The organism is Nocardia yunnanensis (genome assembly GCF_003626895.1).
GTDB lineage: Bacteria > Actinomycetota > Actinomycetes > Mycobacteriales > Mycobacteriaceae > Nocardia > Nocardia yunnanensis.
The window spans coordinates 4,718,722-4,744,002 of sequence record NZ_CP032568.1; the positions used below are offsets into that span (position 1 = coordinate 4,718,722).

Consider the following 25,281-nt stretch of genomic DNA (forward strand, 5'->3'; position numbering starts at 1 on the left):
AGACGACGCCGGAAAGCACTGCCGCCGAATCGGTTCCGGATCTCGCCAAGCCCCTGCCGGGCTCCGAGGCTCCGGCAACCGGTGACGCGCTGCTGACGGTCGAGGACATGATCGTCAACTACGGCAGAATCCAAGCCCTGCACGGCATCTCGCTCGAGGTGGGTCAGGGTGAGCTGGTGACCCTGCTGGGCGCCAACGGCGCGGGCAAGACCACCACCATGCGCGCCCTGTCCGGCCTGCTGCCGCTCACCCACGGGCGCATCATGTTCCAGGGCCGCGACATCACCCGCATGAAGGCGCACGAACGCGTCGTGGCGGGCCTGATCCAGGCGCCCGAGGGCCGCGGTGTCTTCCCGGGCATGACGGTCCAGGAAAACCTCGACATGGGTTGTCACGCAAGACCGTTCAAGGTCAAGGCCGAATACGCCCAGACCCTGGACTGGGTGTTCGAGCTGTTCCCCCGCCTGCTGGAGCGCCGCCGTCAGGTCGGCGGCACCCTCTCCGGCGGCGAGCAGCAGATGCTGGCCATCGGCCGCGCCCTGATGGCCCGCCCGCAGCTGCTGCTGCTCGACGAGCCGTCGATGGGCTTGGCCCCCATGGTGATTCAGCAGATCTTCCGGATCATCGCCGACATCAATGCCGGCGGCACCACGGTCCTGCTGGTCGAGCAGAACGCCCAGCAGGCCCTGACTCGCAGCCACCGCGCCTACATCCTGGAGACCGGCGAGGTCACCAAGACCGGCGGCGGCCGCGCCCTGCTGCACGACCCGGCGGTCAAATCCGCCTACCTGGGCGTCGGCTGAAACCCGTAGGCCGGAAAAGACTTCGGGCCGGTCACCGCGATGGTGACCGGCCCGAGGCCTTTCCAGCAGGGGCGACAGGAATCGAACCTGCAACCTGCCGCTTTGGAGACGGCTGCTCTGCCAATTGAGCTACACCCCTTTGACGGGTGATCACGCTACCAGCTCCCCGCCCGCGGATGAAATCGATTTGCGTGACCTGCGGCGACGGGCCGGTTGTGCCCGCTGCGCACGGATGTCGGTGGGGATACCTAGACTCTGTCGGGTGACCCCTGCCTCTACCGAACAGCGTCCTGTCGTGTCCGCGTCCGCCACCGGTGAGCAGCAGCCGACCCTGCTGTTGCTGGATGGGCATTCGCTGGCCTATCGCGCGTTCTTCGCGCTGCCCGCGGAGAACTTCAAGACGCAGAGCGGGCAGACCACCAATGCGGTGTACGGGTTCACGGCGATGCTGATCAACCTGTTGCGCGACGAGAAGCCGACGCATGTGGCGGCGGCGTTCGACGTGAGCCGCAAAACGTTCCGGACCGAGGCGTATCCGGAGTACAAGGCGAATCGCTCGACCACGCCGGACGAGTTCAAGGGGCAGGTGGAGACCACCCAGGAAGTGCTGGGGGCGCTCGGCATTCCGGTCATGGCGATCGACGGGTACGAGGCGGACGATGTGATCGCCACCCTCACCACCCAGGCGGTGCCGCACGGGTTCAAGGTCCTCATCGTCACCGGCGACCGGGACGCGCTGCAGCTGGTCAGCGATGACGTGACCGTGCTCTACCCGAAGAAGGGCGTCTCCGAGCTGACCCGGTTCACCCCGGCGGCGGTGGAGGAGAAGTACGGGCTCACCCCGCAGCAGTACCCGGACTTCGCGGCGCTGCGCGGCGACCCGAGCGACAATCTGCCCGGCATCCCCGGCGTGGGGGAGAAGACGGCGGCCAAGTGGATCCGCGAGTACGGGGATCTGGCCGCGCTGGTCGATCAGGTGGACAAGGTCAAGGGCAAGGTCGGAGACGCGTTGCGCGCCAACCTGTCCAGCGTCGTGCTCAACCGGCAGCTCACCGAGATGGTCAAGGAGGTGCCGCTGCCGTACACGCCGGATCAGCTGGCCATGCAGCCGTGGGATCGCGACAAGATCCACCGGCTGTTCGACGAGCTGGAGTTCCGCGTGCTGCGCGACCGGCTGTTCGACACGCTGGCGCCCGTGGAGCCCGAGGCCGAGTCCGGGTTCGAGATCAGCGGGAGCGCGCTGGCCGCCGGCGCCGTCGCCGACTGGCTCGCCGAGCACGCGAAAGCGGGTGTGCGGCACGGTGTTTCCGTCGTCGGCAACGGCGCGCCGATCCACGGTGACGCCCAGGCCATCGCCTTGGCCGCCGCCGACGGCGAGGGCGCCTACATCGACGTGCACACCCTGACCCCCGAGGACGAGCAGGCGCTGGGCGCCTGGCTCGCCGACCCGGAGACCCCGAAGGCGTTGCACGAGGCCAAGACCGCCATGCACGCGCTGCGCGGGCGTGGCTGGCAGCTGGGCGGGCTCACCAGTGACACCGCGCTGGCGGCGTATCTGATCCTGCCGGGGCAGCGCACCTTCAACCTGGAGGATCTGTCGCTGCGCTACCTGAGCCGGGAGCTGCGCGTCGACAATGCCGGTGCGGCCCAGTTGTCGCTGCTCGACGACGAGGAGCAGGTCGACGCCGAGGTCGCCAATGCCCAGATGCTGCGCGCCCGTGCGGTTTTCGATCTCGCCGACGCCTTCGACGCCGAGTTGGAGCGCATCGAGTCCACCGCGTTGCTGCGGGACATGGAGCTGCCGCTGCTGAGCGTGCTGGCCGAACTGGAGGCCGCGGGCATCGCGGTCGACTCCGCGCAACTGGAGGAATTGCAGCGCGAGTTCGCAGACCGGGTCGCCGAAGCCGCCAACGCCGCCTACGAGGTGATCGGCAAGCAGATCAACCTCGGCTCGCCCAAGCAGCTGCAGGTGGTGTTGTTCGACGAGCTCGACATGCCGAAGACCAAGCGCACCAAGACCGGCTACACCACCGACGCGGACGCGCTCGAGGGCCTCTACGAGAAGACCCAGCACCCGTTCCTGCAGCATCTGCTCGAGCATCGCGACGCCACCCGGCTGAAGGTGACCGTCGACGGCCTGCTCAAGTCGGTCGCCGACGACGGCCGCATCCACACCACCTTCAATCAGACGGTGGCGGCCACGGGCCGGCTGTCCTCGACCGAGCCGAACCTGCAGAACATTCCGATCCGCACCGATATGGGCCGCCGCATTCGCGACACCTTCGTCGTGGGCCCCGGCGCCGAATCGCTCATGACGGCCGACTACAGCCAGATCGAAATGCGCATCATGGCCCACCTGTCCAAGGACGCCGGCCTGATCGAGGCGTTCAACTCCGGGGAGGACCTGCACAATTTCGTCGCCTCCAAGGCGTTCGACATCCCCATCTCCGCGGTCGATCCGGAACTGCGCCGCCGCATCAAGGCCATGTCCTACGGCCTGGCCTACGGGCTGTCGGCCTACGGCCTGTCGCAGCAGTTGAAGATCAGCGCCGAAGAGGCGAAGGTCCAGATGGACGTCTACTTCAACCGTTTCGGCGCCATCCGTGACTACCTGCGCGACGCCGTCGAGCAGGCCCGCAAGACCGGCTACACCGAAACGCTTTTCGGCCGCCGCCGCTACCTGCCCGATCTGGACTCCAGCAACCGGCAGCGGCGCGAGGCGGCGGAACGCATGGCACTCAACGCCCCCATTCAGGGCACCGCCGCCGACATCATCAAGGTCGCCATGATCGACACCCAGCACGCGATCCGCGACGCCGGCCTGAAATCCCGCATGCTGCTGCAGATCCACGACGAACTCGTCTTCGAGGTCGCCCCCGGTGAGCGCGAGCAACTGGAATCCCTTGCCCGCGAACACATGTCCCAGGCCATCGAGCTCTCGGTGCCGCTGGAGGTCTCGGTCGGCGTCGGCCGCAGCTGGGACTCGGCCGCCCACTGATGCCGAACGCCGCCGCGCGATGGCGGAGTCCGCATGAGGGCGGGGCGGCAAAGCGCCGTCCCGCCTTCGCGTCTCGATGTCCCCGGCGTTCGCATCGTAAGCCGATCGCGCGTCCGCTGACGTCGCGCGCAGGCGCGGGAGGCGCGCCCGGGTGAGTTGTGGTCATCGCGTGGCAATTCGTTTGCCAGGGTGACAACTGGTTTCGTTGCGCTTGGGGTAACTCGCCGGGTACGTCCAAGATTCGGGCACTGATCCCGGCTGCAGTTTCGGGTACGCGACTGCAACGGCACTTTGCCGGCCGCTGAAGTTTCGGGAAGGCGGGGGAGCCGCGAGCTGGGTGTTTGTCGGTAAGTCGCCGAATAGTTCATCCGCGTTTGCCGGCGCTCCGGCGCTTGTTGCTGTCCCCCATCGCACCTGGGGTGACCTGCGGCGAAGTTACTCGTGGGTCGATTGCGAATATGGTTGCCATTGCGTGGGTCTGCCCCTAGTATCGAGCGCGTGCCGAATCCCGCCATCACCCGCAGCGCAGCGCTCGAAGTCGCCGACCGCGACCGCGCCGCGCTCTTCTCGCTCACCGCGAGTGTGGCTGATGCGCGCGTACTCGTAGTTCTCCGCCGTAGCGGGGTCTGATTCGGACCGGCCCCTCGCTGCGGCCGAATGAACTTTTCTTGCTGGTCCCCTCTGTCACTTTCTTCGGAAGAAGTCGGGAAGACCTAGTTCAATGACCATCACACTCGATACACCCACGTTCATCGCCGCTGCCCCCGCGAGCCTGCGGGCCGAATGCATCGGCCTGACCCCCGCCGAGTTCCACGACCGGTACTGCGAGCCCACCGGCCCGGTCAAGCTCAGCGACTGGACCCCGCTCGGCGAACGCGCCGGGACGGCCACCCTCGAAATCGCCGACCGGCTGCGCACCTTCGTCGCGTCCGGCAGCCCGGTGGCGGCGCTCACCTCGGCCCTCTACGACGAGGGCTACCCGGTGGAGATCCTGCGATTCCACCAGCGCCGGACCCCCGACGGCATGGCGACCTTCATCCAGTGCGAGTTCAACGGCCGGCGCGGCTGGGGTGCGGCCCTGGCCGACGACCCGGCCGAATCGACGATTCGCGCCATGATCGCGGGCATCAACCACCTGGGTTCGCACTTCTGACACGTGACCAAATGCCAAGCGCCGCATCTCTTTTCGGGGGAGATGCGGCGCTCGGCGGAGGTTACCTCAGCGGGATGAAGACTACTTCGATTCCTGCTCGGCGATCTGCTTGCGGACCTCGTCCATATCGAGGGCCTTCACCTGGGTGACCAGATCCTCGAGCGCGGCCGGGGGCAGCGCGCCGGGCTGCGCGAACACGAGCACGCCCTCGCGGAAGGCCATGATGGTCGGAATCGAGCGGATGTTCGCGGCGGCGGCCAAGCCCTGCTGATCCTCGGTGTCCACCTTGCCGTGCACCACATCCGGATGCGTCTCGGACGACTTCTCGAAGGTGGGCGCGAAGCTTCGGCACGGGCCGCACCACGAGGCCCAGAAATCGACGAGAACGACGTCGTTTCCGGTGACAACCTCGTCGAAGTTCTGTTCGGTCAGGGTCTGGGTGGCCATGGTTTCCTCTCGTATCGTTGTCCCCGGGTCCAACACCGGGCCCACTGCTTATCTTCCCCGCCCCGAAGCTACGCCGAGGTATCGAAACATGCGCGGGCGTGTGCCGGGGCGTCGCCGCCGCGGGGGTTGCGCGAGGATTACCCCATGAGCGACACCGATACTCATGTCCGCCTGGGCCTGCTCGAGGGCGACGGCATCGGCCCCGAGATCGTGCGCGCCACCCGCGCGGTGGTCGACGAGGCCTTCGAGACCACCGGCCTGGCGCCGGTGGAATGGGTGACGCTGCCGCTGGGACACGACGCCATCGCGGAGTACGGCACCCCGGTGCCGGAGCAGACCCTCGCGGGGCTGGCCGAGCTCGACGCCTGGATCATGGGCCCGCACGACAGCGCCGCCTACGCGCCCGAGCATCGCACCGGTCTGCCGCCGGCGGGCGCGGTCCGCAAACGCTTCGGGCTCTACGCCAATATCCGCCCGGCCCGCACCCTCGAGGGCGTGCGCTCGGTGGCCCCGGCGATGGATCTGCTGATCCTGCGCGAGAACACCGAGGGGCTCTACGCCGACCGCAACATGGCCGTCGGGTCCGGTGAGTTCCAGCCGTCGCGGGAGGTCGCGCTGGCGGTCGGCGTGTTCACCCGCGCCGCCATCGAACGCATCGCGCACCTGGGTTTCCAGATCGCCGGCGAGCGCGGCAAGAAGGTCACCATCGTGCACAAGGCCAATGTGCTGCCGATGACCATGGGCATGTTCCGGGACGTCTGCTACGAGGTGGCTGCGGAGTATCCGGACGTCGAGGCGAGCGATGAGCACGTGGACGCCGCGGCCGCGCATCTGGTGCGCGCGCCCGGCGATTACGACGTGATCGTCACCGAAAACCTGTTCGGCGACATCCTTTCCGATCTGGCCGGCGAGCTGAGCGGTTCGCTCGGCATGGCGGGGTCGGTGAATTGCAGTGACACGCAGATCATGGCCCAGGCCGTGCACGGCGCGGCCCCCACGCTGGCCGGGCACAATCGCGCGAATCCGGTGGCGCTGATCAACTCCGCGGCCGGCATGCTGCGCTGGATGAGCCGCACGCAGCGCTACAGCGCGCTGCGCCGCGTCGGCGAGCGCATCGAACACTCGGTTGCGGATACGTTGCGGGCCGGTGTCGCGACGTCCGATTTGGGTGGGCTAGCATCTACCTCCGAATTCACCGAGCAGGTGCGCGCCCGGCTGCACCGCTGGTGAGCGCGCACTTCCGGGACACGGGCGTGTTCGGCCACGCAACGGCGTGGCGCCGATTAATGTTCGGTTACCGACCGACGCGGACGGTGTCACTCGCCTACATTTCAAACGGCGGGCGACGCCCGGACGTCGCGCACCCGAACTGTGGAGGACTGCTGTGTCTGTTCGTAACTCACTCCGTGGGCGTGCCCTACGGGCCGTCATCGTCGTGGCCGCCGGCGCACTCGCGCTCACCGCGTGTAGCAACAACTCCGAGTCCAGCGGCTCCGACGTCGCCAAGGTCGACGTCACCAAGGTCGACTCCATCGCCGCCAAGCTCCCCGCCGACATCAAGTCCTCCGGCAAGCTCGTCGTCGGCGTGAACGTGCCGTATCAGCCCAACGAGTACCGGGATCCCAGCAGCGGCAAGATCGTCGGCTTCGACGTCGATCTGATGGACGCGGTCGCCAAGGTGCTGGGCCTGACGGCGGACTACAAGGAAGCCGACTTCGAGAAGATCATCCCGTCCATCGAAGCGGGCACCTTCAATGTCGGCATGTCCTCGTTCACCGACAACAAGGAGCGCGAGGCCACCGCCGACTTCGTCGACTACTTCTCCGCGGGCAGCCAGTGGGCCCAGCAGAAGGGCAAGGCGGTCGACCCGGACAATGCCTGCGGCAAGCGAGTCGCGGTGCAGCGCACCACCGTTCAGGACACCGACGAGATCCCGGCCAAGTCCAAGGCGTGCGTCGCCGCGGGCAAGCCGGAGATCCAGAAGGTCGCCTACGACGAGCAGTCCGCCGCCGCCAACGCGCTGGTGCAGGGCCAGGTCGACGCCATGTCCGCCGACTCCCCGGTGACCGCGTACGCCATCAAGCAGGCCGGCGACAAGATCGAGGCCGCGGGCAAGATCTTCGACTCCGCGCCCTACGGCTGGCCGGTCAAGAAGAGCTCCCCGCTGGCCCCGGTGCTGCAGGAAGCCGTGCAGCACCTGATGGACGGCGGCCAGTACAAGAAGATCGCCGAGAACTGGGGTGTCCAGGAGGGCGCGATCACCAAGTCCGTCATCAACGGAGCATCGAGCTAACTCGTTATGTCGCTGGACAATTCCGCAGCAGCGGCTGCGAGCACCGAGCCCGAGCCGATCAAGGCGATCCCGCTGCGGCGGCCGGGCCGGTGGATCGCCGCCGCGATCATTCTGATTTCCCTGGGTCTGTTCCTGTGGGGCGCCAAGACCAACGAGGCGTACCACTGGGACACCTACTTCAAATATCTGAGTGACAAGCGCATCGCCCAGGGCGCGGTGGTGACCCTGGAACTGACCGTGCTGGCCATGGTGATCGGCGTGGTGCTGGGTGTGGGCCTGGCCGTCATGCGGCTGTCACCCAACCCGGTGCTGCGTTCGGTGGCGTGGGCGTACCTGTGGATCTTCCGCGGGACCCCCGTCTACGTGCAGCTGGTGTTCTGGGGCCTGTTCCCGTCGCTGTACAAGAACATCGTGGTGGGCGTGCCGTTCGGGCCGTCGATCACGAGCTTCGACGTGCAGCACTGGTCGGCGCCGTTCTTCTTCGCCATGATCGGCCTGGGCCTCAACGAGGCCGCCTACATGGCCGAGATCGTCCGTGCCGGAATCAATTCCGTGGGCGAGGGGCAGCGCGAGGCCTCGGTGGCGCTGGGCATGTCGTGGTCGCAGACCATGACGCGCACCGTGCTGCCGCAGGCCATGCGGGTCATCATCCCGCCGACCGGCAACGAGCTCATCTCCATGCTGAAGACCACCTCGCTGGTGACGGCCATCCCGCTCACCACCGACCTCTACGGCCGGGCCCGCGACATCTACAGCATCAACTTCCAGCCGATCCCGCTGCTGCTGGTCGCCGCCACCTGGTATCTGCTCATCACCAGCGTGCTGATGATCGGGCAGTACTACCTGGAGCGCTACTACGCGCGGGGCTCGTCACGGCAGTTGACGGCAAAGCAGTTGCGCGCCTTGGCACAGGCACAGGTCGCGGGCGGAACGGGATAGGTGAACGCTGACATGTCTTCCGATTCGCTCTCCTTCTCCAAGGAGCCGATTCCGCTCGCGCAGGACGCGGTATCGCCCTCGGCGGTGCCGATGGTCAAGGCCGACCGGGTGGCCAAGAGTTTCGGTGCGCTGCAGGTGCTCAAGGGCATCACCCTCGAGGTGAAGCGCGGTGAGGTGCTGTGCCTGATCGGTCCGTCCGGCTCGGGCAAGTCCACCTTCCTGCGCTGCATCAACCACCTCGAGCAGGTCAATGCCGGGCGGCTCTACGTGGACGGCGATCTCGTCGGCTACCGCGAGAAGAACGGCAAGCTCTACGAACTGCATCCGCGCGAGGCCGCCAAACAGCGCCGCGATATCGGCATGGTGTTCCAGCACTTCAACCTGTTCCCGCATCGCACGGTGCTGGAGAACATCATCGAGGCGCCGACCCAGGTCAAGAAGCTCAAGAAGGCCGACGCCGTCACCCGTGCCAAGGAGTTGCTGGACCGAGTCGGCTTGGCGGACAAGGCCGATGCCTATCCCGCCCAGCTCTCGGGCGGCCAGCAGCAGCGCGTGGCGATCGCGCGAGCGCTCGCCATGGATCCGAAGCTGATGCTGTTCGACGAGCCGACCTCGGCGCTCGACCCGGAACTGGTCGGCGAAGTCCTCGGTGTCATGCGGGAATTGGCGGCCTCGGGCATGACCATGGTGGTGGTGACCCACGAAATGGGCTTCGCCCGTGAGGTCGCCGATCAGCTGGTGTTCATGGACGGCGGCGTCGTGGTCGAATCCGGCAACCCCCGCGAGGTCCTGGCCAACCCCCAGCACGACCGCACGAAAGCCTTCCTCTCGCGCATCCTCTAGCCGTTATGTGCGGAGGAACTCGTGGACGGCGTCGGTCTGGCCGAGGATGGCGTGGCCGACGTCGGGGAGGATGCGGGTGGTGGCGTGCGGGATGAAACGTTCTGCGCGGGCGACGGTTTCGGCCGATTTGAACATGCGGTCGTCGGCGCCGACGATGACCAGCACCGGCATTGTCAGGGTGCTCAGCTGGGCGTCGGTGAAGATCGGGAGTTTGCCGGTGCGCGGGGTGAAGTGGGTGAAGGTCAGGGAGACGTCGTCGAGGATCTCGGCGTGGTCGGTGGGGCTGAGGCCGGTGACGATGGCGGCCGTGCGGCGCAGGTCGTGGTTGCTGAACAGGTGGTCGACGAGGTTTTTGAAGATCCAGCCGAACTTCTGCTTGCCGATGCCGCCCGGGCAGTAGAGGGCCAGTTTGCTCACCCGGTCGGGGCGGCGGATCGCGTAATCCAGTGCGGTCCAACCGCCCAGGGACATGCCGACGAACGCCGCGGACGAAAGCCCCAGGCCCGCAAGGACATCGTCGAGCCACAGCGCGAGGGCGTCGGTGCCGAGTTCGGGGCGGGATTCGGCGCTGCCGCCGGGTTCGCCGACCATGTCGACGGCGTAGACGCGGAAATCCTGTGCCCAGGTGGCGATGTCGCCGCGCCAGGTGGAGGAGTTCGCGCCCGAGCCGTGCAGCAGGATCACCGGCGGGGCGTCGACCGGACCGGAGGCCAGCACGAAGGTGTCGCCCTCGCGGGTGGGGAGGCGCAGGTGCTCGGCGGGAACCGGCCACTCGCTCACCAGTTTCCGGTAGCGGTCCTGAATGGCGGCGCGGCCGGCCTCGGACTTGTAGATCGCGTTCACGACGCGAGAACTCCTTCCATGTATTCCAGCAGCCGGGCGGTATCGCCCAGGCCGCCGACGAGAATGACCTTCAGGCGGGCGCGTTCGCGGTCGTAGAAGGTCTGCACCCGCAGGGGCTGGTCGTTGGCGAAACGGTTGCCGGCGGTGCCGGTCAGCAGCGTGCTGACGCGGTCCGCGGTGGTCTGGTCCACAGCATCCACCTCCACGATGCTCGAGACCTCCGAATGACGGTGGCGGGCAACCGATTCGCGGACGGCATCGGGTGCGGGTGAGCCGGTGAAAGCCTCCAGGTCGGCCTGATTGATGCGGTACTGCTTGCCGATGCGGGTGGCGGGCAGCTTGCCGTCGCGGACGTAGCCGCGGACGGTGCGCACGCGCAGGCCGAGGCGGTCCGCGACTTCATCGACGGAGTAGAGACGATCTGTCACGCAAACAACCCTAAACGTACCTATGAATCATCGCAATAGGTAACGATAGGTAACTTTATTACAGTTCTTGCGGACATGCTGCCGGACTAGCGGATGGCGGCCTTCCAGGACTTGAGGGCGATGCGCAGCTGACCCAGCAGCACCTTCGCGGCCGGGCTCAGCGGTCGCGCGGCACTCCAGGCGAGGATCAGGCGGCCGTGCATCACCGGATCGATCGCGACGGTGCGTACGCCGAGCCGGGCCGCCTCCTCGGGGGCGATCGGCGGGATGATGGCGACCCCCAGCCGATAGGCGGCCAGCCGGATGAGCAGCGGCGGCGCGGCGGCCTCGAACGCGACGTTCGGACTGAGACCGGCGGCGGCGCAGGAACTTTCGAGCAGGCCGCGGAGCCCGGTGCCGGCCGGCAGGCAGATCAGCGGGTGAACGCACAACTCCGGCAGGGTGATTCGCTCACCGAACCCCTCGGCGTCCACCGCCACCGCGGCCACGATCGGACTGTCGTAGACGATTTCGAAGCGAAGATCGTCGTCCGGGTCGCCGGCAATGCTGAGCAGGCCGATATCGAGATCGCCGCGGCGCACCGCGGCGTACATGGACTCGGAGGTGTTCTCGGTCAGCGAGATGCCGATCTGCGGATGGTCCTCGTGGAAATCGGCCAGCACGCGGGCCAGATCGATCTCCTCGCCCGCCGCGCCGGAGATCACCCCGACGCGCACGTGCCCGCGCAGCAGCCCGGTGAACTCGTCGACGGTGTGCGTGATGCGCTCGACCTGTTCGAGGGCGGCGCGGGCCAGCGGCAGCACCGCCGCACCCACCGGCGTCAGTGTCACCGAACGGCTCGACCGATCCAGAAGCGGTTGTCCCAGTTCGTGTTCCAGCTGTTTGATCTGCGCGCTCAAGCCGGGCTGCGCGAGGTGCAGGCGGGCGGCCGCCCGGGTGAAGTTGGCTTCCTCGGCGACGGTCACGAAGTACCTCAGCTGACGCAGTTCCATAACCAATGATTCTAGCTACGAGAAAATCTATCTGTTGGAGTTCTTGATCGGACCCGCGCAGAGTAGGAGACATGACGAAGACAGCGATCACCGAACTGCCCACCACCACCGGCCCCGTCTTCCAGCCCGGCGACACCGGCTACGACGACGAGATCGCCGGCTTCCAGACCGCCTACACCCACCGTCCCGCCCTGGTCGTCGGCGCGGCGCACGCCGAGGATGTCCGCGCCGCCGTGGAATACGCGGCGCGCCACGGACTTCCGATCGCCGTGCAGGCCACCGGCCACGGCCTTTCGGTCGCCACCGACGGCGGCGTGCTCATCACCACCCGCCGCATGACCGACATCCGTATCGACGCGGCGGCCCGCACCGCCCGGGTCGGGGCGGGCGTCCAGGCCGGAGCCCTGATCGAGGCCGCCGCCGCGCACGGACTGGCGCCGCTGAACGGTTCGTCGCTGTCGGTCGGCGTCGTCGGCTACACCCTCGGCGGCGGCATCGGCATCCTGGCCCGCGAATTCGGTTATGCCGCAGAGCATGTGCGGTCGATCGAGATCGTGACCGCGGACGGCCGGCTGCGGCGGCTGACCCCCGGCGACGAACTGTTCGGCGCGGTGCTGGGCACCGGCGGCAACTTCGGGGTGGTCACCGCGCTCGAGCTGGCGCTGCTGCCGATCACCACGGTGTACGGCGGGCAACTGCAATTCGATACGCCGCTGGTCGCCCCGGCGCTGGAGGCGTGGCGGCTGTGGACCCAGGACCTGCCCGAGCAGATGACCTCGGCCATCACCATGATGTCGTTCCCGGACATCCCGGCCTTCCCGCCGCACCTGCGCGGACGGTATGTGGCGACGATCAATATCGCCTTCACCGGGTCCGAGGACGAGGGCGAGCGGCTGGTGGCCCCGCTGCGGGCCGTCGGGGAGCGGATGGCCGACGACCTGCGGGTGATGCCGTACACGGAAAGCCATGCCATCTACCGGGATCCGGCGCAGCCGCACCCCTACGTCGCCACCAACGCCCTGCTGTCCGAGCTGCCCGCGGACGCGACCGACGACCTGCTGGAGGTCACCGGACCGGGCAGCGGAATCCCGGTGATCGCGGGGCTGCGTCATCTGGGTGGAGCGCTCGGGCGTCCCGGCCCCAACGACATCAGCATGGATCACCGCGACGCGCAGTACATCGTTCGCGTCCTGGCCATGCCGAATGCCGACAACACCGAGGAGGTGAACGATCGCCTGGCGGAGGTCGCGAAGTCGGTCGAGCCCTGGACCCTGGGCTACAACCTGAACTTCCTCTACGGCGGCGGTGACCGGGCCGACGAGGCGCAGACCCGTGCGGGGTACCGCCCCGAGACCTACGAGCGCCTCGCCGCACTGAAGTCGAAGTACGACCCGGCCAACCTGTTCCGCAACAACCGCAACATCCAACCGCACTGACCCCTCGCTCGGCCGTCGCGCTTCCCCCTGTCTGCCGGCTTGTTGTTGCCCCGCCGCACATGTCGCGGCGGGGCACCGGTATTTCGGGGGCTTGGAACAAGTCCTGCGACGCGCTATCGTCGTGATATCACTTCGATACTAGGAGAATGTCATGGAGTTGCGTCGAGCCTTCCGGCTGAACGGCTTCGTCATGGTGGGGGCGCTGATCCTGCTGATCGTCGCGATCGCCGTCGAAGTCCACGGGTTGCACAACCGGACCGCGCACGAGGCGGGTTCGCCGACGGCCCTCGGGATCCTGCTGGCGGTCACGATTCTGGCCGCGGTGCTGGTGCTCAGCGGCTTCATCGTCGTGAATCCCAACCAGGCCAAGGTGATTCAGTTCTTCGGCCGCTACATCGGCTCGGTCAGCGAGTCCGGGTTCCACTGGGTGACCCCGCTGTCCAGCCGGCGCGGCATCTCGCTGCGGGTCCGCAATTTCGAGACCCAGAAGCTGAAGGTCAACGACCTGGACGGCAACCCGGTCGAGATCGCCGCCGTGGTCGTGTACCAGGTGGTCGACAGCTACAAGGCCGCCTTCGCGGTCGACGACTACGAGGACTTCGTGACCACGCAGTCCGAGACCGCCGTGCGGCACCTGGCCACCACCCACCCCTACCAGACCGACGACGCCGGCACGCCCAGCCTGCGCGACGGCGCCGAGGTCGCCGGTGAACTCACCGTCGAACTGCGCGAGCGCACCCTGCTGGCCGGCATCGAGATCATCGAGGCCCGCATCACCCACCTGGCCTATGCGCCGGAGATCGCCCAGGCCATGCTGGTTCGCCAGCAGGCCGCCCAGGTGGTCGCGGCCCGCAGCCGCATCGTCGAGGGTGCGGTCGGTATGGTCGGGATGGCCCTGGATCGACTCGCCGAGCAGGGCGTGGTCGAACTCGATGAGGAGCGCAAAGCGACAATGGTCTCCAATCTGCTGGTAGTCCTGTGCGGTGACCGCTCCGCCGCCCCCGTCGTCAACGCCGGCACCCTCTACGCGTAATGGTCAAGCGCGAGCCGAAAAAGGTGCTGCTGCGGCTCGACCCGGCGGTCCACGACGCCATCGCCAAGTGGGCCGCCGACGACCTCCGCAGCGTCAACGCACAAATCGAATACGCGCTCCGGATGGCTCTCAAACACGTTGGCCGCGAACCGAAATAGTCACGACAGCAGGGTCGTGCCGTCGATCAGATACCCGCCGCCGAATCGGACCAGCTGCGCTCGCCGCAACTCGTTCCCGGTTCGGCCGTCGGCGTATCGCAGGGTCAGCCGATAGGTCACCGTCAGCTGATCGGGATCGGCGGACACATCCCAGACGGTCACCGAAGCGACTGTGCCCCAGTAATTTCGGTAGGCGTCATAGCCGCCGATCTCGCCCTGGTAGCGGGTGGTGAGCCAGGTCCAGGCGGCAAGCGTATTACCCGGCAGCAGCGAATAGTGCTGTCGCAGATAGTTCTCCAGCGCGGCAGCGGTGAGTGGGAGGGGAACCGACGTCGCCGGCCCGCCGGACGGTGTGCCGGTCGCGGTGGTCTCTGGGGCCGACTGGGCCGCGGTCGCCGACGTCCGCATCGAACTTCCCGAGCGATTGTCGTTCCGCAACTGCACCGACACCAGGGTCATCACCGCGATCAACGCCACCGCCACCGAGGCCGCCCACATCAGCGCGCTCAACGAGCGCTTCGCGGGATCGGCCGACGGCCGGAATTCCACCGGCGGCGTTCCGGATACGGGCTCGGCCCGTTCGGTCAGCTGCCAGGTCGGCGTCGAACCCGCCTGCAACCCGGCGCTTTTTCGCCGCCGGAACCGCGGGAGCGGTGGGCAGTTCCTCGCCGAGCAAGGCGGCGCGGGCGGCAGCGGCCAGAACTCCCGCCGAGGGATAGCGTTCGCGCGGGTGCTTGGCCATCCCGTTCGCGATCACCTCGTCGAACAGGGCCGGGATCCGCGCGTGCGTCTGCGACGGTCGCGGTGGCGGGGCCGAAAGGTGGGCGGCCACTTGCCTTTCCACGCTCGGTCCCGGGAAGGGTTTGGAGCCGGTCAGGCATTCGTAGAGCACGCAGGCCAGGGAGTAGACGTCCGCGCGCGCGTCGTACTCGGCCTGTTCGAGCCGTTCGGGAGCCATGTAGGCGAAGGTGCCGACGGCCGCGCCGCCACTGGTCAACCCGGTTTCGTCACCGGCGCGCGCGATCCCGAAGTCGATGAGATACGCGAATTCGCCCGCGGTGACGAGGATGTTCGACGGCTTCACGTCGCGATGCACCAGCCCCGCCGCATGCGCGGCATCCAACGCGGAGGCGATCTGCGTCGTGAGTCCCACGGCGGACTCCGGTGCCAGCGGTCCGTTCGACGCCAGCAGCGTCCCCAGATCCACCCCCCTCGACCAGCCGCATATCCAGATACAGCCGCCCGTCGATCTCCCCGTAATCGTGGATCGGAATCACATGCGGTTCGTTCAACCGCGCCGCCGCCTGCGCCTCCCGCCGAAACCGCTCCCGATACACCCGATCGTGCGCCAGCCCCGGCGGCAGCACCTTCAACGCCACCACCCGATCGGTCCCGGTGTCGTAGGCCCGGAACACCTGCCCCATCCCGCCCGCACCGAGCAAGCCGAGCAGCCGATACCGGCCGAACGGTGATTCCTCCACCCCCGCACCCCCTTACGCCACCCCGAGGGTAGCGAAAAGCTCGTGAGACGACCGTCCGGACGCGTCACGAGCTCTCATACTCGGCCCCACCGGGACCTCGCGTCTTCAGGTTACGGCCGGCCGGTCTCCAGCTGCGGCTTTTCCGTGACGAAAATGGCGGTGCCGGGGAAGATTTCGCCGCGCAGCGGGCTCCACTGGCCCCATTCGCGGTCGAGCCATTCCGGCCAGTCGGGTTCGATGAGGTCGACGAGGGTGAGGCCGGCGGCGACGATTTCCCGGACGCGGTCGCCGACCGTGCGGTGGTGTTCGACGTAGGTGGGCTCGCCGTCGGCATCGAGTTCGACGTAGGGGGTGCGGTCGAAGTAGGGGATGGTGGCGCGCAGGCCGTCGGGGCCCGGATCGTCGGGGAAGATCCAGCGCATCGGGTGATTGACGGAGAAGACCCAGCGGCCGCCGGGCTTCAGGATCCGATGCACCTCCCGCATCACCCGGCCGGAGTCGGCGACGAAGGGCACCGCGCCGAAGGCCGAGCACGCGAGATCGAAGGATTCGTCGGCGAAGGGCAACTCCTCAGCGCCCGCCTGAACCAGCGGCACGTGCGGCCCGCCCGCGGCCATGGCCGCCAGTCCGCGATCCAGCATCGACCGCGAGATATCCAGCCCGACCGGGTGCGCGCCGTGCGCAGCCAGCCAGCGCGCGCAGGGCGCCGAACCGCAGCCGATCTCGAGGATCCGCTTTCCTTCTACATCCCCCAGCAGTCGCCAGTCACCTTCGTGCAAGCCCTCCGGGCACCACACGAACTCGCCGGCGGGGGAGTCCACGCCGAGGAAGTCGGCGTGGGTCTCGTGGTAAGCCTCGGCGTCGGCGTCCCACCACTTGCGGCTGGCCCGCTGACTGGAGTGCGAATCGACCTTGGCGCGAGTCACTCCCACCGTTCCGAGCAGGGCGTTGGCTTGCGCGTGCCGGGGATCGACCCGCCCGTCACGGGCCTCGTCGAGGGTGGCAGAGTGATCTTCTGACATGGGCACACCCTAACCAGGGTTGCGATGGGACCCATGTTTGCTTGGTACAACACCCGTCGCGTACGCTGTTTTCCGCGAGTGTCTTCTGTACCCGGTTTCTCGAGACCGAGTAGAGCAGACAATCGTGCTGTGAGTCCGCATGCTGTCTTTGGAAAGAACTCAGCAGGGCAGCGTTGTGCATCGTCGCAGCGACGTGCCGTGCATGACCAACGTTAGTTCCAACGCCTGCTGTTCGCAGCAATACCGAAAGTCCACATGTCCACTACCGACCACAATCCGTCCGGAGCCTCCCAACACATGCCCACCACTGTCACCTCGCCGCAGGTAGCCGTCAACGATATCGGCTCTGCCGAGGACTTCCTCGCCGCCATCGACAAGACCATCAAGTACTTCAACGACGGCGACATCGTTGAGGGAACCATCGTCAAGGTCGATCGTGACGAGGTCCTTCTCGACATCGGTTACAAGACCGAAGGCGTGATCCCGTCTCGCGAACTGTCCATCAAGCACGATGTCGACCCGGCCGAGGTCGTTTCCGTGGGCGATGAGGTCGAGGCCCTCGTTCTCACCAAGGAGGACAAGGAAGGCCGCCTGATCCTGTCGAAGAAGCGCGCTCAGTACGAGCGGGCCTGGGGCACGATCGAGGAGCTCAAGGAGCGTGACGAGGCCGTCAAGGGCACCGTCATCGAGGTCGTCAAGGGCGGCCTGATCCTGGACATCGGTCTGCGCGGCTTCCTCCCGGCGTCGCTGGTCGAGATGCGTCGCGTCCGCGATCTGCAGCCGTACGTCGGCAAGGAGATCGAGGCCAAGATCATCGAGCTCGACAAGAACCGCAACAACGTGGTCCTGTCGCGTCGCGCCTGGCTCGAGCAGACCCAGTCCGAGGTCCGCAGCGAGTTCCTGCACCAGCTCCAGAAGGGCCAGGTCCGCAAGGGCGTCGTGTCCTCCATCGTCAACTTCGGTGCCTTCGTGGACCTGGGTGGCGTCGACGGCCTGGTGCACGTCTCCGAGCTGTCCTGGAAGCACATCGACCACCCGTCCGAGGTTGTCGAGGTCGGCAACGAGGTCACCGTCGAGGTTCTCGACGTCGATCTCGACCGCGAGCGTGTCTCCCTGTCGCTCAAGGCGACTCAGGAAGACCCGTGGCGTCAGTTCGCCCGCACCCACGCGATCGGTCAGATCGTGCCGGGCAAGGTCACCAAGCTGGTTCCGTTCGGTGCGTTCGTGCGCGTCGAAGAGGGCATCGAGGGCCTGGTGCACATCTCCGAGCTGGCCGAGCGCCACGTCGAGGTCCCGGACCAGGTTGTCGCCGTCGGCGACGACGCCATGGTCAAGGTCATCGACATCGACCTCGAGCGTCGCCGGATCTCGCTGTCGCTGAAGCAGGCCAACGAGGACTACACCGCCGAGTTCGACCCGTCGAAGTACGGCATGGCCGACAGCTACGACGACCAGGGCAACTACATCTTCCCCGAGGGCTTCGACTCCGAGACCAACGAATGGCTCGAAGGTTTCGAGAAGCAGCGTGAGGAGTGGGAGACCCGGTACGCCGAGGCCGAGCGTCGCCACAAGATGCACACCGCTCAGATGGAGAAGATGGCGGCCGACGCCGCCGCCGAGGCCGCCAACGGCGGACCGCAGAACTACTCCTCGGAGTCCGGTTCGCAGCCTGCCGCCTCGTCTTCGGACGCTCCGGCCGGTGGCTCGCTCGCGAGCGACGCGCAGCTGGCTGCCCTCCGCGAGAAGCTGTCGGGCAACGCGTAATCGCGTTTCCCTGACGGGATAAGCGAAGAAGAATCCCCCCGGGTCCTGAACGGACCCGGGGGGATTCGTCCATGTGGGGGTGGACGGGTCGCTGGAGTCAGGGGCTTCCTGACGGACCCGGGGGGATTTTGTCGGTGGGGTGGGGCTGTGGGTGCCGGGCCGCCCGTGAATCGCTGTTGGCGGGAATCGTTGCGGTGAGCAGGTATTCTCGGCAGCGAGATGTCCGAGTCCACCATTGCTTCCACGCCCTCGCTCTGGGAACGCCGCAAGGTCGAGGCGATGAGCCGGATCCAGCGGGTCGCGCTGGAACTGTTCGACGAGCACGGGTATCGCGAGGTGACCGTCGAGCGGGTGGCGGGTGCGGCGGGGGTGTCGCCCAGTTCGATCTACCGGTATTTCGGGACCAAGGAGATGCTGGTCCTCTACGACGAGACCGATCCGCAGACCCTCGAGGTCATCCGGACCGTCGGCGCCGGCCAGATCCGCGATTTCCCCGAGCTGCTCGCGATCGCGCGCCCGCTGGCCCCGGTGGTGCTGGACGAGATCGTGACCGACGATGTCGAGTACCGCACGCGGGTGCGAATGCGCTACGTCCGCTCGATTCCCGAAGTCCGGGCCCGCCAGACTGAACAGTGGCGGGCGCTGGAGGACGAATTCCGCCGCGCCTTCGCGGAACTGACCGGCGGCGACCCCAACGATCTGCGACTGCGCATGGCCGCGGCCATCTCCATCTGGAGTTGCATGGCCGGGCTGGACCATTGGGAGGGAACAGATTTCGCCGCCCGGCTGCGTGACGTCTACGGCGAGGTGGTGACCACGGTGCTGGACGCGCTGGAGGCCGTCTTCCGCTGACCGCCCCAGGTGGGCAGCCACCAGTTCCAGCGGCCGAACAACCGCATGAACGCCGGCACCAGAATCAGGCGCACGATCACCGCGTCGATGGCCACCGCCACCGCCAGCGCGAAACCGATCTCCTTGAGCTCCAACACATCCGCGCTCACGAAACTCGCGAACACCGCCACCATGATGGCCGCCGCGGCGGTGATGGGCCGGGCCGTGCGCTGCAAACCCTCCGCGACGGCGGTGGCGTTGTCGTGAGTGCGATCCCACGCCTCCTTCATGCGGCGGATCAGGAAAACCTCGTAGTCCATGGACAATCCGAACAGCACCGCGAACACCAGCATGGGCAGGAACACCTGCAGGAACCCGGCGCTGTGGAAACCCAGCACGCCCGCACCCAGCCCGTGCTGGAACACCAGCACCGTAATGCCCAGCGCCGCACCGGTGGCCAGCAGATTCAGCACGATCGCCTTGAGCGCCAGCACAATCGAGCGGAACGCCGCCATCAGGAACAGCAGTGAGGCCGACAGCACCAGGGCGATCACCCACGGGAAGCCGCGAGTGATCACCCCCGACAGGTCGCCGAAGGTGGCGGGTATACCGCCGACCAATACTTCGGCCGAGTCGATCGCGCTTGCGCGAGAACGGATGTCGGCGCTCAGCGCGCTCGCAGTGGTCGAATCGAAGGCGTCCTTGGGGACGACGGTGACCAGAGAGCGGCCGTCTGCCTGCTGCGGCAGCACGGCCGCCACGCGCGGATCGTGGGCGAGATCGGTGCTCAGCCGCAGTACCTCGGTGCGCCCGTCGGCGGTCAGCGGGCTGTCGTCCGGTCCGGACGCCACCACCTGAATGGGGGACAGCAGCCCGGGGCCGAAGTCGTCGAGCACCCACCGCGTCGCCTGCCCGGTGGGCCGATCGCCCAACGCGTTCAGACCCATGTCGATGCCGTAGCGAATTCCGGTGATCGGCAGCGCCGCCAGCACCAGCACCGCGACGCCGAGCACACCGAACATCACGGGCCGGCCCATCACCACATGCGCCCAGCGCGCCCATCCGGTCGAGGCGGCCGTCGAGCGGGCCTCGGCCGGGCGCAGCCGGGCGGGCAGCGCACCCCGGTTGACGGCCGGTCCGAGCACCGCCAGCAGTGCGGGCAACAGCGTGAAAGCGGCTGTGAGCGTACCGATCACGGCGGTCACCACACCGAGCGAGACACCGTCGAGCATGGGCAGCCTGACCACGGTCAGCGAGCACAGCGAGATCATCACGATCAGCCCGGAGGCCAGCACGGTCCGCCCGGCGGTGTCCAGGGCGACGCCGACGGCTTCGTGAATCTCCCTGCGGCCCCGACGATCCCGCACCCCGCGCCGGGTCAACTCCTCGTTGAAGCGGCTCACCACGAACATGGCGTAGTCGATCGCGGTGCCGGTCCCGATCATGGTCGCCACCGACAGCACCAGGGAGTCGAAGGTGAGCAGGCTCGCCAGTCCGAACAGCGCGCCGACCGCCAGCGCGATCCCGGCCGCCGTCACCGAGATCGGGATGGTGGCGGCGACGGCCGCGCCCAGGGCCAGGATCAGCACCAGGGCGGCGATCGGCAGGCCGATGGTCTCACCGCGGGTCAGATCCGCGTTCTCCATCCGCAGGATCTCGCCCTCGACGGGCGAGTAGCCGGCCAGTTCGGCGTGGACGTCGGCGTCGGAGACGGCGGCCAGCGCGGTGTGCACCCGGTCGGCGACGTCGACCCGTTCGGCCATATTGCCGTCGAGACCCGTGACGGCCAGCGCGGTGTGCCGGTCGGCGGAGATCTGGTGGGCGGGATCGCCGTCGAAGGGTCCGACCGCGCCCGCCACGCCGGGGACCGCGCGCGCCGCGCTCAATACCCGCTCGATCGCGGCCCGGAAGCGCGGGTCGTCGGCGGTGAGGTGGTCGGAGTGCAGCACGATCAGATCTTGCTCCGCGCCCAACCGCGAAAAGTGCTGGGTGACACGGCGATCGGCCTCGGCGGAGGTCGTGCCGGGGGCGTTGTAGTCGGGGGCGCCCAGTCTCGCGTGCAATGCGGGATAGGCCGCGCCGCACACCACGACGAGCGCCAGCCAGACGCCGATGACCAGCCGCCGGTGTCGCGCCATGCGTTCACCCCAGCGGCCGGCGAGACCGAGGCGGAGCGGGGCGGCGGGAGGTCGGGGCGGGTCGGCGAGGGCCGGACTGGACATGGTGTCTCCCACGATCGATACCTGAAAGTCACTCTCAGATATGGACGTCAGCTTAGGCCGCCGCCGCGAGCGGGTGCAAGTCACTGTCAGAATCCGGCGCCGGACCCCGTACGGTTACGAATGGTTCGCTACGCCGTCATCATTCGAGGGTTGGATGCGAGCTGGACGCGCGACCGGATATCTTCGGCGCGTTCGGATTCACTTCACTCCTAGCGGGAAGGCACCACCGGAGCATGGGCGTGTTCGCCGGAATCAACAGGCGCGATTTTCTGGCGAAAGCCATGGCAGCGGGCGGCGCGGCGACGCTGGCCTCGCTGGCCGACCCCATCATCGAACGGGCCTACGCCGCGGATCCGGCGGGCATGGGCGGGCTCGGCGACATCGAGCACATCGTGTTGCTCATGCAGGAGAACCGCTCTTTCGACCACTACTTCGGAACCATGTCCGGCGTGCGGGGATTCGACGATCCCTCCGCGGCCTGGAACCAGTACGGCTACGCCCCCGGCATCGGGCCCACCCCGGACGGATTCATCAACCCGTTCCGCCTCGACACCACCCGCGGCGCGTCCCTCGACGGCGAATGCATCAACGATCCGGACCACGGCTGGGTCGGCATGCACAAGGCGTGGAACGGCGGCAAGAACGACGCCTGGATGCCCATGTCCATCGCCTCGGTCGGCGCCGGAAACGGCCCCGCCGCAATGGGTTACTACACCAAGGACGACATCCCCGTGCACTGGGATCTCGCCAACGCCTTCACCCTCGCCGACAACTACCACTGCTCGGTGCTGGGCCCGACCGACCCCAACCGGCTGTACTGGATGTCGGGCACCATCGACCCGGACGGTCTCAACGGCGGCCCGCTGCTCGAAACCCCCACGCTGATACCGCAGAACGCCTACAGCTGGCGGACCATGCCGGAGAACCTCTCCGACGCGGGGGTCAGCTGGAAGATCTACAACAACCGGGATGTCGGGCCGCTGTCGTCGGTGATTCTCGACGGCATGCTGGGGTGCTTCAAACAGGCCGCCGACCCGAATTCCGAACTGGCGCGGCGTGGTAAGGCGCCGGCGTATCCGTCGGATTTCGCCGCCGACGTGGCCGCGGGGCAGCTGCCCGCGGTGTCGTGGGTGATCCCGTCGTTGCTCAATTGCGAGCATCCGGCGCTGCCGCCGGCGTTCGGCGCGGTCGGCATCATGCAGGTGCTCGACATCCTCACCTCGAATCCGGCGGTGTGGGAGAAGACCGCGCTGATCATCAGCTACGACGAGAACGGCGGCTTCTTCGACCACGTCACGCCGCCGACCCCGCCCCCGGGCACGCCCGGCGAGTTCGTCACCGCGCCGCTGGCCGCCAAGTTCGAGGGCATCACCGGTCCGATCGGGCTGGGGTATCGCGTTCCGTGCCTGATCGTCTCGCCCTACAGCCGCGGCGGGCTGGTGGCCTCGGAGACCTTCGACCACACCTCGCAGCTGCGCCTGATCGAGAAGCGCTTCGGCGTGGACGTGCCCAACCTGACCGCGTGGCGGCGCGGCGTCACCGGCGATATGACCTCGGCCTTCGACTTCGGGTCGGCACCCGATGCGACGAAACCGGCGTTCGCTCCGGCGAATCGGAAGGTCGATGCCGCGATCGCGCAGTGCGGCCCGAACATCGCGCTGGGCACCGCGGCCAACGGCAGCCCCTATCCGGTGCCGCCGAACTCGATGCCGACGCAGGATCCGGGCACGCGGCGTCGACCCAGCGGCCTGGTGTAGTCGTGCCGTGTGTCGCCCTGCGGCACACGGCGATTGCCTGACGCGTTTCGCGTGACGCGCGCGCAAAACAGTGGCTCGGTCCGGAAAGGGCCGGGCCACTGCTCGTTTCGGGGACGATTCAGGCGGCGGTGGCGGGGATCCAGCGTCGCACGACAGTGGGGTGGGACGACGACCGTTTTCGCATGGCCGCGATGCTGTGCCGGGCCGGGCTGAGGAGTGCGGTCAGCCAGGGTCGCCGGAATTCGGCGAGAGCGGCTGCGACGGCGGGGATCTCGAGACAATGCACGGTGCCCGCCAGGCCCAGACGGTGGCGACCCGTCTGGCGTTCTTTGGTGCCCACTGATGTTCCTTCTCTTACGCGTTACCGGCCTTCGATCGCCTGCGGCGAACCATAGCGGAACAAAAGTGTGTGTCACCGAATTTTGCGCGACATCCGCCCCGGCGTGTCGGAATGTTGCCGACAAACGGTCGGGATTGGCCGAAATAGTTGCGAAAAGATCTCATCGACGTCACGGAATGGGCAAGGACTGTGCTTGCAGGTGAAACCGCAGGCCCGGATGGGTAACCCGGAATGCCGGTCCGGCAACCCTGAACGCGGCCGCTACCGGCCGTGATGCGAGACTGGACCAATGTTGCGAATCGGTCTCACCGGAGGCATGGGCGCCGGCAAATCCACGGTCGCCCGCATTCTGACCGAACTCGGCGCCGTCCTGGTCGACAGCGACGTCATCGCCCGCGAGGTGGTCGCGCCCGGCACCGAGGGCCTGGCTGCCCTCGTCGCCGCGTTCAGCGACGACATCCTCGCCGCCGACGGCAGCCTCGACCGCCCCGCCCTCGCCGCCAAGGCCTTCGCCACCGACGAGGCCCGCGCCACCCTCAACGGCATCACCCACCCCCTGGTCGGCAAGCGCACCGCCGAACTCATCGCCGCCGCCCCCGCGGACGGCATTGTCGTGCAAGACATTCCGCTGCTGGTCGAAAACGGGCTCGGGCCGTTCATGAACCTGGTGCTGGTGGTCATGGCCGACACCGAGACCCGGGTGCACCGGCTCGAGACCTTCCGCGGCATCGACCGCGACGACGCGCTGGCCCGCATCCAGGCCCAGGCCACCGACGAGCAGCGTCGCGCGGCGGGGGACGTGTTGCTCGACAACAGCGGTGCGCCAGGCGATCTGGAGCCGGTGGTGCGCGAGCTGTGGGAGCGCCGGCTCGTGCCGTTCGAGGCGAATCTGCGGGCCGGTGCACGCGCCCCGCGCGGCGCGGTGCGGCTGGTCGAGCCCGATCCCACCTGGGCGGCACAGGCGCGGCGCGTCATCGCGCGGCTCGCGGTGGCGTGCGGTGACAAGGCCCGGCGGATCGACCACATCGGTTCGACCGCGGTTGCGGGCCTGCCGGCCAAGGACGTCCTCGACATCCAGATCACCGTCGCCGACCTCGAAGTCGCCGACGAGCTGCGGGAGTCGTTGCGGGCCATCGGTTTTCCCCGGCTGGACCACATCACCACCGACGATCCCAAGCCCGGCACCGATCCGGCGCGGTGGGTCAAACGGATCCACGCCAACGCCGATCCGGGCCGTGCGGTCAATGTTCATGTGCGAGTGGACGGTTGGCCCGGGCAGCGCTTCGCGCTGGCGTTCGTGGAGTGGTTGCGGGCGGACGCCGCCGCCCGCGCGGAATACCTCGAGATCAAGCGCAAGGCCGAGGCCAACGCGGCGGGGCTGACCGGACCCGCCGCCATCGAGGCGTACCTCGCGGTGAAGACACCATGGTTCGAACAGGTCTACCCGCGGGTGCTCGCCGCCACCGGCCAGGACGCCGCGTCCGAGTAGATCGTCCCC

The 25,281-nt window shown here is 67.8% G+C and carries 23 protein-coding genes, 1 tRNA gene and 1 pseudogene; 15 read left to right on the forward strand and 10 right to left on the reverse strand.

Annotation, left to right across the window (positions count from 1 at the left end):
• The first annotated feature begins 107 nt into the window (after positions 1-107).
• Complete coding sequence (locus tag D7D52_RS39345; protein ID WP_246024042.1) at positions 108-803, forward strand: ABC transporter ATP-binding protein; 696 nt, start codon at positions 108-110, stop codon at positions 801-803.
• A gap of 66 nt (positions 804-869) precedes the next feature.
• On the opposite strand, the gene D7D52_RS22190 is transcribed toward D7D52_RS39345, so the two are convergent.
• Positions 870-942 (reverse strand) — tRNA-Trp (locus tag D7D52_RS22190).
• A gap of 156 nt (positions 943-1,098) precedes the next feature.
• Between D7D52_RS22190 and polA the strand changes: the two genes are divergently transcribed.
• From polA to D7D52_RS22200, 3 genes are all read left to right on the forward strand, one after another.
• On the forward strand, positions 1,099-3,801 hold the full coding sequence (polA, locus tag D7D52_RS22195; protein ID WP_162958476.1) for a DNA polymerase I: 2,703 nt from the start codon (positions 1,099-1,101) through the stop codon (positions 3,799-3,801).
• Positions 3,802-4,299: 498 nt separating this feature from the next.
• Positions 4,300-4,431 (forward strand): hypothetical protein, encoded by a 132-nt coding sequence (locus D7D52_RS39945; RefSeq protein WP_281279118.1) that lies wholly within the window; start codon positions 4,300-4,302, stop codon positions 4,429-4,431.
• A gap of 91 nt (positions 4,432-4,522) precedes the next feature.
• Positions 4,523-4,954 carry a 2-isopropylmalate synthase gene (locus tag D7D52_RS22200; RefSeq protein WP_120739274.1) on the forward strand — a complete coding sequence of 144 codons (432 nt, stop codon included), beginning with the start codon at positions 4,523-4,525 and terminating at the stop codon, positions 4,952-4,954.
• An 81-nt stretch (positions 4,955-5,035) separates the two neighbouring features.
• On the opposite strand, the gene trxA is transcribed toward D7D52_RS22200, so the two are convergent.
• Positions 5,036-5,401, reverse strand: coding sequence for a thioredoxin (trxA, locus tag D7D52_RS22205; RefSeq protein ID WP_120739276.1), 366 nt, complete (start codon positions 5,399-5,401; stop codon positions 5,036-5,038).
• A 144-nt stretch (positions 5,402-5,545) separates the two neighbouring features.
• Between trxA and D7D52_RS22210 the strand changes: the two genes are divergently transcribed.
• From D7D52_RS22210 to D7D52_RS22225, 4 genes are all read left to right on the forward strand, one after another.
• A complete protein-coding gene (locus tag D7D52_RS22210; protein WP_120739278.1) occupies positions 5,546-6,631 on the forward strand; it encodes an isocitrate/isopropylmalate dehydrogenase family protein in 1,086 nt (361 codons plus the stop codon).
• 154 nt (positions 6,632-6,785) lie between these two features.
• The gene (locus D7D52_RS22215; RefSeq protein WP_120739280.1) at positions 6,786-7,694 is read left to right on the forward strand and encodes an ABC transporter substrate-binding protein; all 909 of its coding nucleotides are present in this window, start codon (positions 6,786-6,788) and stop codon (positions 7,692-7,694) included.
• A 6-nt stretch (positions 7,695-7,700) separates the two neighbouring features.
• Positions 7,701-8,633 (forward strand): amino acid ABC transporter permease, encoded by a 933-nt coding sequence (locus D7D52_RS22220; protein WP_120739282.1) that lies wholly within the window; start codon positions 7,701-7,703, stop codon positions 8,631-8,633.
• 90 nt (positions 8,634-8,723) lie between these two features.
• Positions 8,724-9,476: an amino acid ABC transporter ATP-binding protein gene (locus D7D52_RS22225; protein ID WP_120744357.1), complete on the forward strand. Its 753-nt coding sequence runs from the start codon at positions 8,724-8,726 to the stop codon at positions 9,474-9,476.
• Between the two features lie 3 nt (positions 9,477-9,479).
• Here the strand turns inward: D7D52_RS22225 and D7D52_RS22230 are convergent, their stop codons facing one another.
• The 3 genes from D7D52_RS22230 to D7D52_RS22240 form a co-directional block, all read right to left on the reverse strand.
• Entirely contained in the window at positions 9,480-10,319 is an 840-nt protein-coding gene (locus D7D52_RS22230; protein ID WP_120739284.1) for an alpha/beta fold hydrolase, read from the reverse strand.
• A complete protein-coding gene (locus D7D52_RS22235; RefSeq protein ID WP_120739286.1) occupies positions 10,316-10,747 on the reverse strand; it encodes a helix-turn-helix domain-containing protein in 432 nt (143 codons plus the stop codon). Before D7D52_RS22235 ends, D7D52_RS22230 begins: the two co-directional genes overlap by 4 nt.
• Positions 10,748-10,833: 86 nt before the next feature.
• Positions 10,834-11,739: a LysR family transcriptional regulator gene (locus D7D52_RS22240; protein WP_120739288.1), complete on the reverse strand. Its 906-nt coding sequence runs from the start codon at positions 11,737-11,739 to the stop codon at positions 10,834-10,836.
• A gap of 71 nt (positions 11,740-11,810) precedes the next feature.
• Between D7D52_RS22240 and D7D52_RS22245 the strand changes: the two genes are divergently transcribed.
• The 3 genes from D7D52_RS22245 (at position 11,811) to D7D52_RS37915 (ending at position 14,366) form a co-directional block, all read left to right on the forward strand.
• A complete protein-coding gene (locus D7D52_RS22245; RefSeq protein ID WP_120739290.1) occupies positions 11,811-13,175 on the forward strand; it encodes an FAD-binding oxidoreductase in 1,365 nt (454 codons plus the stop codon).
• A gap of 151 nt (positions 13,176-13,326) precedes the next feature.
• Positions 13,327-14,208, forward strand: a complete 882-nt coding sequence (locus tag D7D52_RS22250) for an SPFH domain-containing protein (protein WP_120739292.1) — start codon at positions 13,327-13,329, stop codon at positions 14,206-14,208.
• Entirely contained in the window at positions 14,208-14,366 is a 159-nt protein-coding gene (locus D7D52_RS37915) for a type II toxin-antitoxin system antitoxin (protein ID WP_162958477.1), read from the forward strand. The genes D7D52_RS22250 and D7D52_RS37915 overlap by 1 nt, the downstream gene beginning before the upstream one ends.
• Here D7D52_RS37915 and D7D52_RS39350 read toward each other — a convergent pair whose 3' ends face one another.
• From D7D52_RS39350 to D7D52_RS22260, 3 genes and pseudogenes are all read right to left on the reverse strand, one after another.
• Complete coding sequence (locus D7D52_RS39350; protein ID WP_246024111.1) at positions 14,367-14,984, reverse strand: hypothetical protein; 618 nt, start codon at positions 14,982-14,984, stop codon at positions 14,367-14,369. It lies immediately after the preceding gene.
• Positions 14,985-15,039: 55 nt separating this feature from the next.
• Positions 15,040-15,847 (reverse strand): annotated as a pseudogene (locus tag D7D52_RS22255) (serine/threonine-protein kinase); the annotation flags it as partial.
• 110 nt (positions 15,848-15,957) lie between these two features.
• Entirely contained in the window at positions 15,958-16,869 is a 912-nt protein-coding gene (locus tag D7D52_RS22260; protein WP_120739294.1) for a class I SAM-dependent methyltransferase, read from the reverse strand.
• A 297-nt stretch (positions 16,870-17,166) separates the two neighbouring features.
• Here D7D52_RS22260 and rpsA point away from each other — a divergent pair, with 297 nt between their 5' ends.
• On the forward strand, positions 17,167-18,633 hold the full coding sequence (rpsA, locus tag D7D52_RS22265) for a 30S ribosomal protein S1 (RefSeq protein ID WP_120739297.1): 1,467 nt from the start codon (positions 17,167-17,169) through the stop codon (positions 18,631-18,633).
• 219 nt (positions 18,634-18,852) lie between these two features.
• Positions 18,853-19,485 carry a TetR/AcrR family transcriptional regulator gene (locus tag D7D52_RS22270; RefSeq protein WP_120739299.1) on the forward strand — a complete coding sequence of 211 codons (633 nt, stop codon included), beginning with the start codon at positions 18,853-18,855 and terminating at the stop codon, positions 19,483-19,485.
• Here the strand turns inward: D7D52_RS22270 and D7D52_RS22275 are convergent.
• Positions 19,431-21,686 (reverse strand): MMPL family transporter, encoded by a 2,256-nt coding sequence (locus D7D52_RS22275; protein WP_120739301.1) that lies wholly within the window; start codon positions 21,684-21,686, stop codon positions 19,431-19,433. The two genes, D7D52_RS22270 and D7D52_RS22275, sit on opposite strands and share 55 nt — an antisense overlap.
• A 233-nt stretch (positions 21,687-21,919) precedes the next feature.
• Here D7D52_RS22275 and D7D52_RS22280 point away from each other — a divergent pair, with 233 nt between their 5' ends.
• Positions 21,920-23,443: a phospholipase C gene (locus tag D7D52_RS22280; protein WP_120739303.1), complete on the forward strand. Its 1,524-nt coding sequence runs from the start codon at positions 21,920-21,922 to the stop codon at positions 23,441-23,443.
• Between the two features lie 118 nt (positions 23,444-23,561).
• Here D7D52_RS22280 and D7D52_RS22285 read toward each other — a convergent pair whose 3' ends face one another.
• Positions 23,562-23,783 carry a hypothetical protein gene (locus tag D7D52_RS22285; RefSeq protein ID WP_120739305.1) on the reverse strand — a complete coding sequence of 74 codons (222 nt, stop codon included), beginning with the start codon at positions 23,781-23,783 and terminating at the stop codon, positions 23,562-23,564.
• Positions 23,784-24,072: 289 nt separating this feature from the next.
• On the opposite strand from D7D52_RS22285, the gene coaE reads away from it, so the two are divergent.
• The gene (coaE, locus tag D7D52_RS22290) at positions 24,073-25,272 is read left to right on the forward strand and encodes a dephospho-CoA kinase (RefSeq protein WP_120739307.1); all 1,200 of its coding nucleotides are present in this window, start codon (positions 24,073-24,075) and stop codon (positions 25,270-25,272) included.
• Positions 25,273-25,281 lie beyond the last annotated feature (9 nt).